Source organism: Lysinibacillus sp. GW247-5R2A (assembly GCF_059424475.1).
The window spans coordinates 32,387-46,334 of the sequence record NZ_JBWKZL010000005.1 but is presented as its reverse complement, the minus strand read 5'-3'; the positions used below and the strand labels follow the sequence as shown (position 1 = coordinate 46,334).

At 40.5% G+C, this 13,948-nt stretch carries 16 protein-coding genes; 9 read left to right on the top strand and 7 right to left on the bottom strand.

The genetic code is table 11. The annotated features are described in order from the left end of the window. The first annotated feature begins 332 nt into the window (after positions 1 to 332). Positions 333 to 620: a hypothetical protein gene (locus AC07YC_RS09245; protein ID WP_494919135.1), complete on the top strand. Its 288-nt coding sequence runs from the start codon at positions 333 to 335 to the stop codon at positions 618 to 620. Between the two features lie 89 nt (positions 621 to 709). Here AC07YC_RS09245 and AC07YC_RS09240 read toward each other — a convergent pair whose 3' ends face one another. Genes AC07YC_RS09240 through fdhF form a run of 3 tightly spaced genes read right to left on the bottom strand, consistent with a single transcriptional unit; the run spans position 710 to position 5,188 of the window. Then, entirely contained in the window at positions 710 to 1,756 is a 1,047-nt protein-coding gene (locus AC07YC_RS09240; protein WP_494919134.1) for an Mrp/NBP35 family ATP-binding protein, read from the bottom strand. A gap of 11 nt (positions 1,757 to 1,767) precedes the next feature. Further along, positions 1,768 to 2,247 carry a helical membrane plugin domain-containing protein gene (locus AC07YC_RS09235; protein ID WP_494919133.1) on the bottom strand — a complete coding sequence of 160 codons (480 nt, stop codon included), beginning with the start codon at positions 2,245 to 2,247 and terminating at the stop codon, positions 1,768 to 1,770. Positions 2,248 to 2,251: 4 nt separating this feature from the next. After that, positions 2,252 to 5,188, bottom strand: a complete 2,937-nt coding sequence (fdhF, locus tag AC07YC_RS09230; RefSeq protein WP_494919132.1) for a formate dehydrogenase subunit alpha — start codon at positions 5,186 to 5,188, stop codon at positions 2,252 to 2,254. A 580-nt stretch (positions 5,189 to 5,768) separates the two neighbouring features. Here fdhF and AC07YC_RS09225 point away from each other — a divergent pair. The 3 genes from AC07YC_RS09225 to moaA are packed head-to-tail and all read left to right on the top strand — an operon-like array spanning position 5,769 to position 7,965. Continuing rightward, positions 5,769 to 6,116: a Na-translocating system protein MpsC family protein gene (locus AC07YC_RS09225; protein WP_031416179.1), complete on the top strand. Its 348-nt coding sequence runs from the start codon at positions 5,769 to 5,771 to the stop codon at positions 6,114 to 6,116. 13 nt (positions 6,117 to 6,129) lie between these two features. Beyond that, positions 6,130 to 6,948: a formate dehydrogenase accessory sulfurtransferase FdhD gene (gene fdhD, locus AC07YC_RS09220; RefSeq protein WP_494919131.1), complete on the top strand. Its 819-nt coding sequence runs from the start codon at positions 6,130 to 6,132 to the stop codon at positions 6,946 to 6,948. Continuing rightward, entirely contained in the window at positions 6,949 to 7,965 is a 1,017-nt protein-coding gene (moaA, locus tag AC07YC_RS09215) for a GTP 3',8-cyclase MoaA (protein WP_494919130.1), read from the top strand. It begins immediately after the preceding gene. A 45-nt stretch (positions 7,966 to 8,010) separates the two neighbouring features. Here the strand turns inward: moaA and moaC are convergent, their stop codons facing one another. Genes moaC through AC07YC_RS09200 form a run of 3 tightly spaced genes read right to left on the bottom strand, consistent with a single transcriptional unit; the run spans position 8,011 to position 9,567 of the window. Continuing rightward, complete coding sequence (gene moaC, locus AC07YC_RS09210) at positions 8,011 to 8,493, bottom strand: cyclic pyranopterin monophosphate synthase MoaC (protein ID WP_494919129.1); 483 nt, start codon at positions 8,491 to 8,493, stop codon at positions 8,011 to 8,013. Next, a complete protein-coding gene (locus tag AC07YC_RS09205; protein WP_494919128.1) occupies positions 8,486 to 9,076 on the bottom strand; it encodes a molybdenum cofactor guanylyltransferase in 591 nt (196 codons plus the stop codon). The genes moaC and AC07YC_RS09205 overlap by 8 nt, the downstream gene beginning before the upstream one ends. Further along, positions 9,073 to 9,567 (bottom strand): MogA/MoaB family molybdenum cofactor biosynthesis protein, encoded by a 495-nt coding sequence (locus AC07YC_RS09200; protein ID WP_336635038.1) that lies wholly within the window; start codon positions 9,565 to 9,567, stop codon positions 9,073 to 9,075. The genes AC07YC_RS09205 and AC07YC_RS09200 overlap by 4 nt, the downstream gene beginning before the upstream one ends. A gap of 177 nt (positions 9,568 to 9,744) precedes the next feature. On the opposite strand from AC07YC_RS09200, the gene AC07YC_RS09195 reads away from it, so the two are divergent. From AC07YC_RS09195 to moaD, 5 genes are read left to right on the top strand one after another with little or no spacing between them, the layout of a single operon-like run. After that, entirely contained in the window at positions 9,745 to 10,761 is a 1,017-nt protein-coding gene (locus AC07YC_RS09195; RefSeq protein ID WP_494919127.1) for a thiazole biosynthesis adenylyltransferase ThiF, read from the top strand. 13 nt (positions 10,762 to 10,774) lie between these two features. Beyond that, positions 10,775 to 12,064 (top strand): molybdopterin molybdotransferase MoeA, encoded by a 1,290-nt coding sequence (locus tag AC07YC_RS09190; protein ID WP_336635036.1) that lies wholly within the window; start codon positions 10,775 to 10,777, stop codon positions 12,062 to 12,064. Continuing rightward, positions 12,028 to 12,552: a molybdopterin-guanine dinucleotide biosynthesis protein B gene (gene mobB, locus AC07YC_RS09185; protein WP_494919126.1), complete on the top strand. Its 525-nt coding sequence runs from the start codon at positions 12,028 to 12,030 to the stop codon at positions 12,550 to 12,552. Before AC07YC_RS09190 ends, mobB begins: the two co-directional genes overlap by 37 nt. Continuing rightward, positions 12,549 to 13,028, top strand: a complete 480-nt coding sequence (locus AC07YC_RS09180) for a molybdenum cofactor biosynthesis protein MoaE (protein ID WP_494919125.1) — start codon at positions 12,549 to 12,551, stop codon at positions 13,026 to 13,028. Before mobB ends, AC07YC_RS09180 begins: the two co-directional genes overlap by 4 nt. Next, the gene (gene moaD / locus AC07YC_RS09175) at positions 13,021 to 13,254 is read left to right on the top strand and encodes a molybdopterin converting factor subunit 1 (protein ID WP_336635033.1); all 234 of its coding nucleotides are present in this window, start codon (positions 13,021 to 13,023) and stop codon (positions 13,252 to 13,254) included. Before AC07YC_RS09180 ends, moaD begins: the two co-directional genes overlap by 8 nt. Positions 13,255 to 13,291: 37 nt before the next feature. Here moaD and modB read toward each other — a convergent pair whose 3' ends face one another. Then, positions 13,292 to 13,948 carry a molybdate ABC transporter permease subunit gene (gene modB / locus AC07YC_RS09170; RefSeq protein WP_494919124.1) on the bottom strand — a complete coding sequence of 219 codons (657 nt, stop codon included), beginning with the start codon at positions 13,946 to 13,948 and terminating at the stop codon, positions 13,292 to 13,294.

Sequence of the window (13,948 nt, the reverse complement as noted above, 5' to 3'; positions counted from 1 at the left end):
CGTGAGAGTGCAGATCCTATGCTCGTACTGTACGATATGAAGAAGCATCAATTGCTATGGGAGGTGCCATTCATTCCTATCAACAGCAGCCTCAAGTACGAACAGTGGAGAAGGGCTATATCATCCAAACAGGGGATCAGCTTTTAGTTCTAGATAAACATTCAAGGAATAGGATTGTTCCATATCACCTACGTTGGAATTGACCAATTGATGAGATGGAAATGACAGAGGGATGAAATATAATTTAGCTCTGGAAAGCATTATTCGCTTCTCATAAAAAAGAGTATAATTTAATAGGAAGAAACTCTGTAAAATAAGGATGGAGTAAGCTAATGAATGAGCAAATAATAAATTGGATTATACGCTTTCAAAGGGATAAAGATATCGAAGCTCTCGCGCATTTAAAAGACTATTGCTTTGCGATGATTGAACCTTTGATTGAGGAATTTACAGAGAAGCATGGTGAAGAGGCGGGACAGTTATTACGTTTAAAATGGGATAAACGATTTTATTTTATTTTTACAAAATATCAGGTGAATGTAGGGCTCCCATTAGATACCTTTGTCCAAAATACGTACCGTTTTTATTTCATGCAAGTATTAAAAAAGGCTGGCTATTAGTGTTCCGTGAAATTCGATGAATGCTTGAAAAAAATAACAGGGAAAAATAAAACCCTTGATTTGTGTATAAGCAAATCAAGGGATTCTTTTTATTGATAAAGTATGTCTTCTGCTAGGTGAGTAAACACTTCACCAATAATTGTATCTGCACCGTATACGGAGGAGCCCGTATTTTCTTCAGGCTGGGCAAAAGGAATATGTGCTAAAACATTAGTTTGCAGTAATTCGGCTAATTGCTCAGCTCCACCTTGTCCAAAAAGATAGTTTTTTTGACCATCTGTCCCTTCATAATAGGCCATATTTTCAACGACACCAAGTATGGTGTGCTTGGTATGTTGAGCCATTAAACCTGCTCGGGAAGCAACGTGAGATGCAGCAAGATGTGGTGTTGTGACAATCACTTCCTGTGCTTGAGGAATCATCGCCGCCATATCAATTGCCACATCGCCTGTACCTGGTGGCAAATCGATGAGAAGGTAATCTAATTCTCCCCAATGGGTGTTGACCAGGAAATTTCGAATCCATTTGTTGAGCATAGGTCCACGCCACATGACAGGCTGGTTGTCATTTGTAAAAAAGCCCATCGACATGATTTTGACGCCATGAACCATCACGGGAATCGCAGTTTGGTCCAGCATGGTCGGTTTTTGGTCAACATTCATCATCGTTGGTATACTGAAGCCGTAAATATCTGCATCTAAAATACCGACACGTTTCCCTAGACGGGCGAGAGCAACGGCTAGGTTGATCGTTACGGTAGATTTTCCAACACCACCTTTACCACTAGTTACTGCAATAAATCGAACACCTGAATGGGGTAATAGCATTTTTGGCATCCCTTTATCTGTCACATTTTTCGCTTGAAGAGAGGTGGTTAAGGTGCGACGTTCCTGTTCAGTCATTGCCCCAAAGCTAATGATAACAGGGGAGACACCAATCGCTTTTAATGCCTCCTCCACATCCTGCTGAATTTTTGCTTTTAAAGGGCAGCCAGCAATCGTCAAAATGATATCAAGCGATACTTGTGTACCACTGATTTGAATATTACGCACCATATTTAAGTCTATAATACTTTGGTGAAGCTCTGGATCTTCTACCTGTTTCAAGGCGTTTAGTATATTTTCTTTCGTTAACATGTAGGCACCACCTAATCTTTTAAGCCTTTACCAAGTCCTTTTAAGAAATGGACACCGAAATTGACTGCACGATTAACATCTGGATCATTTAACATTTTAACTAGCTTAAAAGCACTCACTTTTTCATCAGTTTCTAGAGCTTTGTTTGCTTCGTCTATCCCAACATTTAAGCCTTCAATAAGTTTTGTTGTTGTTTCAGGATTTAGCTCTGTCAAGGCTCCTGCAACACCCATCAAATTATTAATGATATTCGTCACAGGCTTTCGTGTTAATTGTCCAAGTGCTATATGAGCAACATCCTCTTTCGCTTCAAGTAACTTAGTAGCAGCTTCTAATGCACCAATATCATTTAATTCTGCCATAATGGTAAATACTTGCTGAACTGCTTCTTCATGATCAGAAAGTAGTTGTTTTAGATTATCTAATTTTTGCTCTTTTAGTTGTTCTTCCGTAAATTGTTGCTTCTTTATGCTTGTAATCGGTACAGCCATGCTCTCACTCTCTTTCGTTAGTAGTTGTTAAGTGAACGTAGCCAGGACGATTCCATTTCCGTTGTACCTCGACGCCATTTTGAGGATGACGCTTTTTATAGCGTGGGTTTGTTCGAGGAAGTGGTGATTTTCCTTTTGCTTTTAGCACTTCTACTCGAACCTTCGTTTGTTTATAGGCAGGTGTTGACGTATTCACATCTGCGGCTGGACCCGTTAGGAAATTAATTGCAGAATCCTTGCTAACAGAGTTCATTGGTAAGAATAATTCGTTACCTTGTACGCGATCTGTAACAAGAGCATTTAGCTTTAATGCACCATATGGCGATACTAAACGGAGTAGGGCTCCATCCTCAATGCCTCGTTCTTTCGCTAGTTCGGGTGATACTTCTACAAAAATCTCAGGAACTTTTGATTGAATACCCTTTGATTTATTCGTTAAGTTGCCTTCATGGAAGTGTTCAAGCATACGACCGTTATTAATATGACAATCATACTGTGCCTCAAATTCAACTGGTTCCATCCAGTCATTTAATGCAAAGCGTGCCTTTTTATCAGGGAAGTTAAATCCATCCTCATATAGTAAAGGAGTATCTTTCCCATCATGACTACCCCAGCAGAAGCTACCCCAGCCCTCTAATACATTATAGTTGGCTTGTGAGAAAAGGGGGGAAAGGCTAGCCATTTCGTCGAAAATGTCGCTTGGGTGATTGTAATGCCAGTCAGCACCAAGACGACGAGCAACTGCCTGTAGAATTTCCCAATCTGCCTTCGACTCACCAAGTGTCGGTAAAACCTGATAGAGACGTTGAACGCGACGCTCTGTATTAGTGAATGTACCTTCTTTTTCAAGGGAAGGAGCTGCTGGTAAAATCACATCCGCATACTGTGCTGTGCGTGATAGGAAACAATCTTGGACCACAAAGAAGTCTAATTGAGATAGCACCTCATCCACATGGTTCGCATTGCAGTCAACAAGCGCCATGTCTTCACCTACTAAATACATCGCTTTCATTTTACCTTCCATAATCGCATCCAACATTTGCATATTATTACGACCTGGCTGTGGTTGAATGTTGACACCATATGCTTTTTCAAATTTAGCACGGGCTTCATCATCTGTTACTTTTTGATAGCCCGGCAATAGATTTGGTAGTGTACCCATATCACATGCACCTTGAACATTATTATGACCGCGAAGAGGGTAGGCACCTGCACCTGGACGACGGTAGTTACCAGTTGCTAAAAGTAAATTAGAAATGGCAGCCGATGTATAAGAACCACCTGTATTTTGTGTGACGCCCATACCCCAAAGAACGCAAGTGCCGTCTGCATCACGAATCATTTCTGCCACCTGAATGATGGTTTCTTTAGAAATACCAGTCATTTCTTGTGCATAGTCAAGTGTATATTTTTCAAGAACTTGTTTGAAATCATCCAAGTGTAGGACATTTTCCTGAATGAAGGCTTCATCATGCCATCCTTGATCCATCATATATTTGGTTACAGCCATTAACCATACTTGGTCAGTACCTTGCTTCGGACGCATAAATATGTCTGAACGCTCAGCCATCTCATGTTTACGTATATCAGCAACAATCAGTTTCTGACCATGTAATTTATGGGCACGTTTGACACGAGTAGCCAAAACGGGATGACCCTCAGCCGGATTAGCTCCAATAATAATGACAAGACCTGCCTTGGCGATATCTTTAATTGTTCCTGCATCGCCACCCATACCTACAGTGCGCAATAAACCGTCCGTCGCCGGTGATTGGCAATAGCGGGAGCAATTATCAACATCATTTGTCTTAAACAATTGACGTGCCATTTTTTGAATTAAGTAATTTTCTTCGTTTGTAATTTTAGATGATGAAATAAAGCCAACAGAGCCAGGGCCATATTGTTGTTGAATGCCCCCCAGTTTAGTGGCAATTAAATCAAGTGCTTCCTCCCAAGAAGATTCCACAAAGGCATCATCTTTACGGATTAATGGCTTTGTTATACGTTCTTCTGAGTTGATAAAGTCCCAACCGAATTTCCCTTTGACACAAGTAGAAATGGCATTTACAGGACCATCGGACGGCTGTACTTTTAAAATTTTACGATCTTTTGTCCACACTTCGAACGAGCAGCCTACACCGCAGAAGGTACAAACTGTTTTTGTCTTTTTCGTCCGTTTACTACGCATCGCTGCTTCCACCTCAGAAACAGCAAAGATACCACTATAGCCGGGCTCAACTTCTTTTATCAAACTGATCATTGGATCTAACATATCCTGTTTAAGACCAGTCATAAATCCAGCCTCTCCAAGCATGGATTTTTCCATTAACGCATTACATGGGCAAACGGTTACACATTGACCGCAGCTGACACAGGAAGAATCATTAATCGCAACGCCCGTATCCCAAATAACGCGAGGTCTTTCTGCCTCCCAATCCAAAGAAAGCGTTTCATTCACCTGTAAACTTTGACAAACCTCTACACATTGTCCACAGGCGATACATTGGTTTGGATCATATCGGTAAAATGGGTGTGACATGTCCACTTCATGTGGCTCCACTTTTGGTTTGTATGGATATTTTTGATGCTCGATTTCCATTAACTCAGCTGTGTTGTGTAAAGTACAATTCCCGTTGTTATTATCACAAACTGTACAATACAATAAATGATTTTCAAGAAGACGATCCATCGCTTCCGTTTGTGCCGCCTTTGCTTTGTCAGAAGTTAATAATATATTCATGCCATCAACTGCCTTCGTCGAGCATGACCGAACTAATTGGCCGTTCACCTCAACGATACATGTATCACAAGTCTCGATTGGGTCAACGGTAGGTACATGACAAATTTGTGGATGTGGGATGTCATGTTGATTAATGGTATCCAGGATTGTAGCTCCTTCTTTTACATCGTACGTTACGCCATTAATATGAATTTGAGTCAAGGTAACTTCCTCCTTTTACACTATGAGACTACTCGGACAACTTGTTACGGCTTAAGACAAAAGGGAATTACATTGCGAGTTTTTATTAATGATGAAAAGATTGTCTTGTTATCATTGTAATTCCCAAATGGCCTTGAAGCTACCTCAAAATAGGGTAATTGTTAGAACATAACAAGTTATCCATGTCTCGGATTAAAAAATAAAAAAATCCACCATGAAATGGCACGTCCAAGACATGCTAATACATTCATGGTGGATAAAATTCTTAGCAGGCCTTGCTAAAAACTCAATCAGCATTTATTTTTTGGTCATAATAGAATTCAAATATTTATAAACACTATGCGTTTTCTCAGTAGAGGCGACATAGGGATCAAAATACATAAATTCCATTTGTGCTATTATTATAGCCCTTTGCCGCAATAGGAACAATATAAATCATAAATATTTTTACATGAGAATGATTATCAAAAACATTTTCCCTTTTATTTTTTAAAAAGTTACTATATGATTAACAAACTGTAAGGGTGACCCTCATAGCGATTGCCAAAAAAAGTATAATAATGATGGGAGAATCATTACGATGTCTAAAAAAGTTCATGAATTTAACGATATGATTCGTAAATTACGAAAAGAAGTTTTTGGTAAAGGACCCGAACGTATTCATACGGTTTTTGTTGAAAATATGGCTGTCTCAACTTTATACGGGAATATCACCCCAACTGAAAAATTCATTGCGGGTTCACCCGAAGGATTGAAAATGGTTCATGCCGCAAGGACGAGCATGATTCAAGATTTATACGCACAATCGCCACCGGAGGGCATGGAAGAATTAATGGGCAGTAAATTACTCCATTTATTTTCAGATATTAAAATTGAAGAGGATTTTGCGATTTCCGTCTTTGTTTTTGAAAAGCCTATAAGTGAATAAAGGAGGATGCCTTATGGAGAGGGCCGTTACGAGGAAGATTGTGCGGGTTGAGGGGCAGCAAGTGAAGGAAATAGATGATTTAATTGTCTCAGAATATGCTGTGACCGTGAAAATTAATCAACAAGAATTTGTCACGATGGTTTGTACGCCAGAGTATGTCGAGGATATGGTCGTCGGTTATTTAGCATCTGAACGAGTGATCCGTAGTTACGGGGATATTGAGGATATTTGGCATCAAGAACAGGAAGGCTTTGTGCACGTTAAAACCAAGCATGTCAATCCTTACTATCAGCTAACGCAAAACAAGCGCTATATAACGTCTTGTTGTGGGATGAGTCGACAAGGCTTTGTTTTCACAAACGATGCTTTAGTAGCAAAAAAAATGGAAGATATTCATGTCCAAATTACGACTGAAGATTGCTTTCGTTTAATGCATGCCATGCAGGAGACGGCTGATATATTTAAAAAAACAGGTGGTGTGCATAATGCAGCGCTATGTGATGTCAATGGCATTGTTTTAAGTCGCATGGATATTGGTCGCCATAATGCTTTAGATAAAATTTACGGCTATTGTTTACGTCACAAAATAAGTATGCACGATAAAATTATTGTTTTTAGTGGACGGATATCATCAGAAATATTACTAAAGGTATCTAAAATAGGCTGTGAAATAGTATTGTCTAAATCGGCACCAACCGAATTAGCCTTGCAATTGGCCGAGCAGCTTGGCATTACGACGGTAGGCTTTATTCGACAACAAACATTGAATATTTATACACATCCAGAACGCATCATCATACCAGCACAGAATGTACGGAAAGAAGGAGATTAAATGACGGATCTACAAGACCAACTACACAGACCGTTAAGAGATTTAAGAATATCCGTGACAGATCGCTGTAATTTTCGCTGTCGTTATTGTATGCCAGCAGAAGTATTTGGTCCAGATTATGCATTTTTACCGTCTGATAAAATATTAAACTTCGATGAGATTGAAAGATTAGTCAAAATCTTCGTCTCATTAGGTGTTAAAAAAGTTCGTATTACAGGCGGAGAGCCTTTATTACGTCGTGATTTAACGGAATTAATTGACCGAATTCATCGCCTAGAAGGTGTAGAGGATATCGCCTTAACAACAAATGGCACTTTATTAAAAAAATATGCACAGCCATTGGCACAAGCAGGCTTATCCCGAGTTTCAATTAGTTTAGACTCACTAAACGATGAGCGTTTTTTTGAGATGAATGGACATCGAGGGAAGGTGTCAACGGTGTTAGAGGGTATTGAAAAGGCAGCAGCAGCAGGTTTACAAGTAAAAATTAATATGGTTGTTCAAAAAGGGAAAAATGACCAGGATGTTTTAGAAATGGCACGATTCTTTAAAGAAAAACAACATATTTTACGCTTTATTGAGTATATGGATGTTGGGAATTCGAATGGTTGGCGCATGGATGACGTGTTGGCCAAAAAAGACATCGTTGAGCAGATTCATCAGCATTCACCGCTGCAACCAATTGCACCTAATTATCAAGGGGAAGTGGCGACACGTTACCAATACAAGGATAATCAAGGGGAGATTGGTATTATATCATCAGTTACAGATTCTTTTTGCACTTCTTGCTCACGTGCCCGCCTCTCAGCAGAGGGCAAATTATATACTTGTTTATTTGCTACAGAAGGTACGGATTTAAGAGAGCTATTAAGGTCAGGACAAGATGATACAACCATTATTAATTGTATAAAAAATGTCTGGACAGAAAGAAATGATCGCTATTCAGACGAGCGCAACGAACAGACGATGGCAAACAGGAAAAAGGCTAAAGTTGAAATGTCTCATATCGGGGGGTAAACATGAAAAACAGAAAAAATCGGCAAGATGCCGAATTTTTTCTGTTTATTTATGCGTAAAGGTACCGCTTTTTCCGCCTGTTTTTTCTACAAGATAGGTTTCTTTAATGACCATCGTTTTATCTACCGCCTTACACATGTCGTAAAAAGTGAGGGCAGCGATGGACACGGCTGTAAGGGCCTCCATTTCGACACCAGTTTTTCCATTGCATTTGACAGTAGCTTGTATGTGTAGCTCATAACCAAGATCCGTTTTCTGATAGTCAAATTGCAGATCCGTGCCCTGTAGCATAATAGGGTGGCACATAGGGATGATATCAGCCGTTTTTTTAGCGCCGATAATTCCTGCAATTTGAGCGACTTGTGTAGGGTCACCTTTTTTGATACCACCTTGTTGGATGGCCTGATAGACCTCATTGGATAATGTAATGGTACTGCGCGCTATGGCTGTACGCGTTGTTATTTCTTTTTCAGATATGTCGACCATTTTGGGACGACCTGCTTCGTTCCAGTGGGTAAAATTATTCATTTTTAGACTCCTTTGTATCTGTTTGTAGCCAATCATGTTGAGCATTGATATTAATAAATGTTGGACAGTCTTCATTAAAAGGAACATAACAAACACGAAGCTGATCTAAAAGCGCTTTCATACTCCGTTTGTTTTGTTCCATCAATTGTTTTGCCAAGGGTAGGGCAGTGCGTCGATATAAGGCTGCTAATGGCTGGTAGCGTGAGTTTTGTTTTGGAACAATCGCATCATAAGAATCATTTATATTGCCTAGCATCTCTTCAATAAACGTTGCGTTCATATAGGGCATATCACTAGCGACAACAAAAAACCATTCTACCTCAGGAAAAGCTACCAGTATATGATACAGGGCAAAAAGTGGCCCTTGATGGGGCTGCTGTTCTATAATCCATTGCACATTCTCGGGGCCAAACCTTGGTTGCAGGCTAGCGTTTGTAGCAATCACCAAAGGATCTAGCTCATTTTCTTGGAGGGCGTTGAGGCTGTGCTTATATAATGGCAGCCCAGCAAACGTCTCAAACATTTTCGGTTGACCATATCGAGAAGATTGACCACCAGCTAAGATAACACCCGCAACGTTCATAGGCGATTCAATTCTCCAACAAAATGTTGTACGGTTGGTAAAATGAGCTTGGTCATGGCCAATGTGACAGCGTTAGTAGAACCTGGTAAAACATAAATAGCCGTTTGATGGCGGCAACCAGCTGTGGCCCGACTAAACATAGCTTTTGGACCAATTTCCTCATAGCTTAACGTTCGAAATATTTCTCCGAACCCCACCATTTCTTTTTCAAAAAGAGGCAAAATGGTGTCGTAGGTTTGGTCTCTTGGTGTAAACCCAGTTCCGCCAGTGACGATAATGGCATTGATGTTGGCATGATTGCACCATTGATGAATAAGTTCTGAGATTTCAAGCGGTTCATCCTTTGTTATTTGGTAGTCGACTACTTCAAAAGCAGCCTCTTGAAGTAAAGAATAAATGCGCTGACCCGCTAAATCATCTCCCTTTGTCCGTGTATCACTCACAGTTAAAATGGCCGCATGGATGGGTAGTTGATGATGTGTAGGATGCAAGGTAGAATGACCTCCTTTTCTTGCTCATTATTGGCGTTTTTCACAAAAAAGGCTCCATTCGTGAAGTGAAGAATAAGCACGAAATAGAGAAAAATTTTCTGAGTAAGTTTCACTTTATTATAATGCTATCGACGAAAAGGTCAAACGAAAATTCATAGAAGGAAAGGCAAAATACTCATGAATAATAGATATTCAAGACAACAATTATTTAGCCCTATTGGACAAACAGGGCAGCAGGCAATAAAACAAAAACATGTCCTCATCATAGGGGTTGGCGCCTTAGGCAGTGCTAGCGCAGAAGCACTTGTGCGTGCAGGTATTGGAAAATTAACGCTAATCGATCGAGATTATGTGGAATGGAGTAATTTGCAAAGACAGCAATTGTATACAGAGCAAGACGCACAAGAGAAATTGCCGAAAGTGATCGCAGCCAAAAATCGACTGCAACAAATTAATGCAGAGGTGGCCATTCATGTTGCTATTATGGATGCCTGTACAGAATCTTTGCTACCGTTGCTAGACGATATAGATGTCATGGTAGATGCCACTGATAATTTCGATGTCCGCTTTTTGATGAATGATCTTGCACAGCAGCATCGTATTCCATGGGTGTACGGTTCCTGTGTAAGTAGCTATGGGGCTACCTATACGATTGTGCCAGGGAAAACACCATGTTTACGATGTTTGTTAAAGGTAATGCCTCAAACAGGGATGACCTGTGATACAGTAGGAATTATTAGCCCCACTGTCCAAATAGTAGCGGCATATCAAGTAGCAGAGGTGTTTAAACTGCTAGTGGGTGATGAAAAGGCGTTACGAAAAAGCTATTTGACGTTTGATGTTTGGCAAAATCAACATTATGAAATCAACGTGGATAAAGTACGTCAGGATGATTGTCCAACCTGTGGTCAGCACCCTACGTACCCCTCACTAGCTTATGAAAATCAAACAAAACTTGAGGTGCTTTGTGGGCGCGATGCAGTACAAATCCGACCGCCAAATCCGATTCACTACAATTTAGAGCAGTTGGCAGATCAGCTTCGTTCCTATGGGGATATTCAAATTAATCCTTATTTGCTATCTTGCCAAACAGAAGATTATCGCATTGTCATTTTTCAGGATGGGCGTGTAGTGATTCATGGAATTCAGGAGATACAACAAGCAAAAACCATTTACTATCGTTTATTAGGATAAAGGAGTGTGCCAAATGTTAGAAAAGAGACAACCAATTCCAGTGTCAGAAGCTGTACATCGTGTAATGGAATATGCTTTTCAAGCCAAAAAGGAGTTTGTGCCATTATCACAGGCATATGGACGCTTTATTGCGGAGGATATTGTCGCCGATCATGATGTACCAGCCTTTGATCGATCCCCTTATGATGGCTATGCCATTCGTTCTATCGATAGTCAGGAAGCATCGTCAGCACAGCCAGCCATATTTCGAGTCGTTGGAGAAATTGGTGCTGGCTTTGTTTACGAGGATGAAGTTAAATATGGCCAAGCAGTACGCATTATGACGGGGGCACCAATACCAAAAGGGTGCGATGCAGTTGTAATGCTAGAATTAACCCAGACATTCGTGGAACATCAGCAAACATTTATGTCGATTAAACGGGCATTTACAGCGGGCACTAATATTTCTTATCAAGGTGAGGATATACAGCAGCATACGGTTCTAATTGAAAGAGGACACTATATTAACCCCGGTGTCATGGCCTTACTAGCTACCTTCGGCTATGCGCAAGTACCTGTCTTCCGTAAATTAGTAGTAGGTGTTATTGCCACAGGCAGTGAGTTACTAGAGCCAGAGGAATCTTTACAGCCAGGAAAAATTCGAAATAGCAATGCTTATATGATCATGGCACAAATCGAACGAACAGGTGCAGAAGTTCGATACTTTGGCAAATTTAGCGATGATCTTGATTTATGTATTCATAGTGTTGATAAAGCATTACAGGAAGTCGATATTTTACTGACAACGGGAGGCGTTTCCGTTGGTGATTATGATTATTTACCAGCTATCTATAAAGCTATTGACGCTAAGGTATTATTTAATAAGGTGGCGATGCGTCCCGGTAGTGTAACAACAGTTGCTGCTAGAAATAATCAATTATTATTTGGACTTTCGGGTAATCCTTCAGCATGCTATGTGGGCTTTGAGCTATTTGTACGCCCTATTATTCGCACAGCATTTGGCAATCAACAGCCACATGTCCGTAGAGAGCAAGCTATATTAGGGGCAGATTTTACAAAGGCCAATCCATTTACTCGCTTTGTAAGAGCTCGTGCCTACTATGAAAATGGTCAGCTAGTGGCTGTACCATCTGGTTTTGATAAATCGAGTGCCGTTTCGTCTTTAGCGTCAGCTAATGCATTTATTGTCTTACCTGGTGGCTCCCGCGGCTATGAAAAAGACATGCAGGTAGCAGTTTTATTGCTAGAAGATTTGCGAGGAAGTGAGTGGCCTTGGAACAACATCGAAAAATCATACAGATAGTTGGCTATCAAAATAGCGGAAAAACGACATTGATGGAGCAATTAATCAAACAAGCCACGACAGAAGGGCTACGAGTAGGGACCATTAAACATCATGGGCATGGTGGAGCGCCGGTAGAAAATTCTTCTAAGGATAGTAGTCGACACGAACAGGCAGGTGCTCGTGTTTCAGCAGTAGAAGGGGAAGGAACTTTACGGTTAAGTATTCACCAGCATAGTTGGCAGCTTGCTGATATACTTGCGATTTATGCTAACTTTTCAATGGATATTATTTTGATTGAAGGCTATAAAAGAGAACCTTACCCAAAAGTCGTATTACTACGAACAGCACAGGACCATCTGCTACTACAACAAATGTCTAATATCCTTTGTGTCATTTATTGGCCGAGCTATCCAATTGATCAAAACCTAGGGATTCCAAGCTTTTCGATTAATGAAGAAACAGAATATATGGAGTTTTTGTTGAATGAAATGAGGAGAAAACTATGACGACAGCCATGTTTGAAATTATTGATAAGCCGATTGATGTGGAGGAAGTACGGTACAAAGTACTTAGTCGAAACGCTGGAGCGCTTACGCTGTTCATTGGAACTGTACGTGAAATCACACAAGGTAAGAAAACATTGTACTTGGAATATCAAGCATACCCGGCTATGGCAATTAAAATGTTTGAGCAAATTGCACAGGAACTAAAGCAGCAATGGCCAGAAGCAGAAATAGCGATTACACATCGTGTAGGGCGATTAGATATTACGGATATTGCCGTAGTCATTGCGGTATCATCCCCACATCGAAAAGTAGCCTATTTGGCAAATGAATATGCAATTGACCGCATTAAACAAATTGTGCCCATTTGGAAAAAAGAACATTGGGAAGATGGTACGCAATGGATCGGGGATCAATTAGAAAATGTCCCGTATCCTGAAGGAAAACCGGTGATTGATGAGGAGGAAAATTGTGATTAATATTTTATTATTTGCTCATTTACAAGAAGCGGTTGGTGTGTCAACACTATCAGTAGATTTGTCAGACGTGACGGTTGCTCAAGTAAAAGAATGGATGGAACAGCACTATCCTCAATTAACATTACAGCAAATGATGACAGCCATTAATGAGGAATTTGCAACGGATTCAACCATTGTTAAATCGGGTGACACAATCGCTTTTATTCCACCTATTAGTGGGGGATGACGAAAAAGAGGTGGCTGGTTTAAACCAGCTCCCTCTTTTATACTTTTAGGATATGAATGCTAAGAAGCATTAGGAAAGAAATAGCGATCATGCACAAAACCCATGTCCAGGCAAGGGTCATGTTCCCCGAATCAATGGCCATATAAATAGCTAATGGCGTTGTTTGGGTTTTCCCTGGAATATTACCCGCAAACATTAATGTAGCCCCAAACTCACCTAATGCACGAGTGAAGCTCAAAATACCTCCTGAAACAAGAGCCTTTAATGCAAGTGGAATGGAAACGAACATAAAGACTTGCCATTCGTTAGCCCCATCCACACGTGCTGCATGCTCAATATCGCAATCAATCGAGGAAAAGCCCGTTTTGGCCGATTGATACATTAATGGAAAGGCAACGATGGTAGAGGCAATAACGGCTGCCCACCATGTAAACATGACAGGCTGATCAAAAAGCCAAATAATTAGATTTCCTAATAAGCTATTCTTGCCAAATAGAACGATGAGCAGGAAACCTACTACAGTTGGAGGTAATACTAAGGGCATCAGCAAAACCGTTTCCAGTAATAGCTTCCCCTTAAAATGATGGGTTGCCATCCATTTGCCCAGTAAAATCCCTGCCAATATAGCCATGATACCCGCAACAAAGGCGATTTCTATCGAAAGCCTAAGGGGAGACCAAAAATCGGTACCCAT

Bases quoted from the DNA above. Each gene is read 5' to 3' on its own strand.
- fdhD (WP_494919131.1), top strand. From the start codon at position 6,130: ATGGAGAGGGCCGTTACGAGGAAGATTGTGCGGGTTGAGGGGCAGCAA.
- AC07YC_RS09245 (WP_494919135.1), top strand. From the start codon at position 333: ATGAATGAGCAAATAATAAATTGGATTATACGCTTTCAAAGGGATAAA.
- modB (WP_494919124.1), bottom strand. From the start codon at position 13,948: ATGGGTACCGATTTTTGGTCTCCCCTTAGGCTTTCGATAGAAATCGCC.
- AC07YC_RS09205 (WP_494919128.1), bottom strand. From the start codon at position 9,076: ATGAACGTTGCGGGTGTTATCTTAGCTGGTGGTCAATCTTCTCGATAT.
- AC07YC_RS09240 (WP_494919134.1), bottom strand. From the start codon at position 1,756: ATGTTAACGAAAGAAAATATACTAAACGCCTTGAAACAGGTAGAAGAT.
- AC07YC_RS09190 (WP_336635036.1), top strand. From the start codon at position 10,775: ATGTTAGAAAAGAGACAACCAATTCCAGTGTCAGAAGCTGTACATCGT.
- AC07YC_RS09225 (WP_031416179.1), top strand. From the start codon at position 5,769: ATGTCTAAAAAAGTTCATGAATTTAACGATATGATTCGTAAATTACGA.
- moaC (WP_494919129.1), bottom strand. From the start codon at position 8,493: ATGAATAATTTTACCCACTGGAACGAAGCAGGTCGTCCCAAAATGGTC.
- moaA (WP_494919130.1), top strand. From the start codon at position 6,949: ATGACGGATCTACAAGACCAACTACACAGACCGTTAAGAGATTTAAGA.
- AC07YC_RS09235 (WP_494919133.1), bottom strand. From the start codon at position 2,247: ATGGCTGTACCGATTACAAGCATAAAGAAGCAACAATTTACGGAAGAA.
- AC07YC_RS09195 (WP_494919127.1), top strand. From the start codon at position 9,745: ATGAATAATAGATATTCAAGACAACAATTATTTAGCCCTATTGGACAA.
- AC07YC_RS09180 (WP_494919125.1), top strand. From the start codon at position 12,549: ATGACGACAGCCATGTTTGAAATTATTGATAAGCCGATTGATGTGGAG.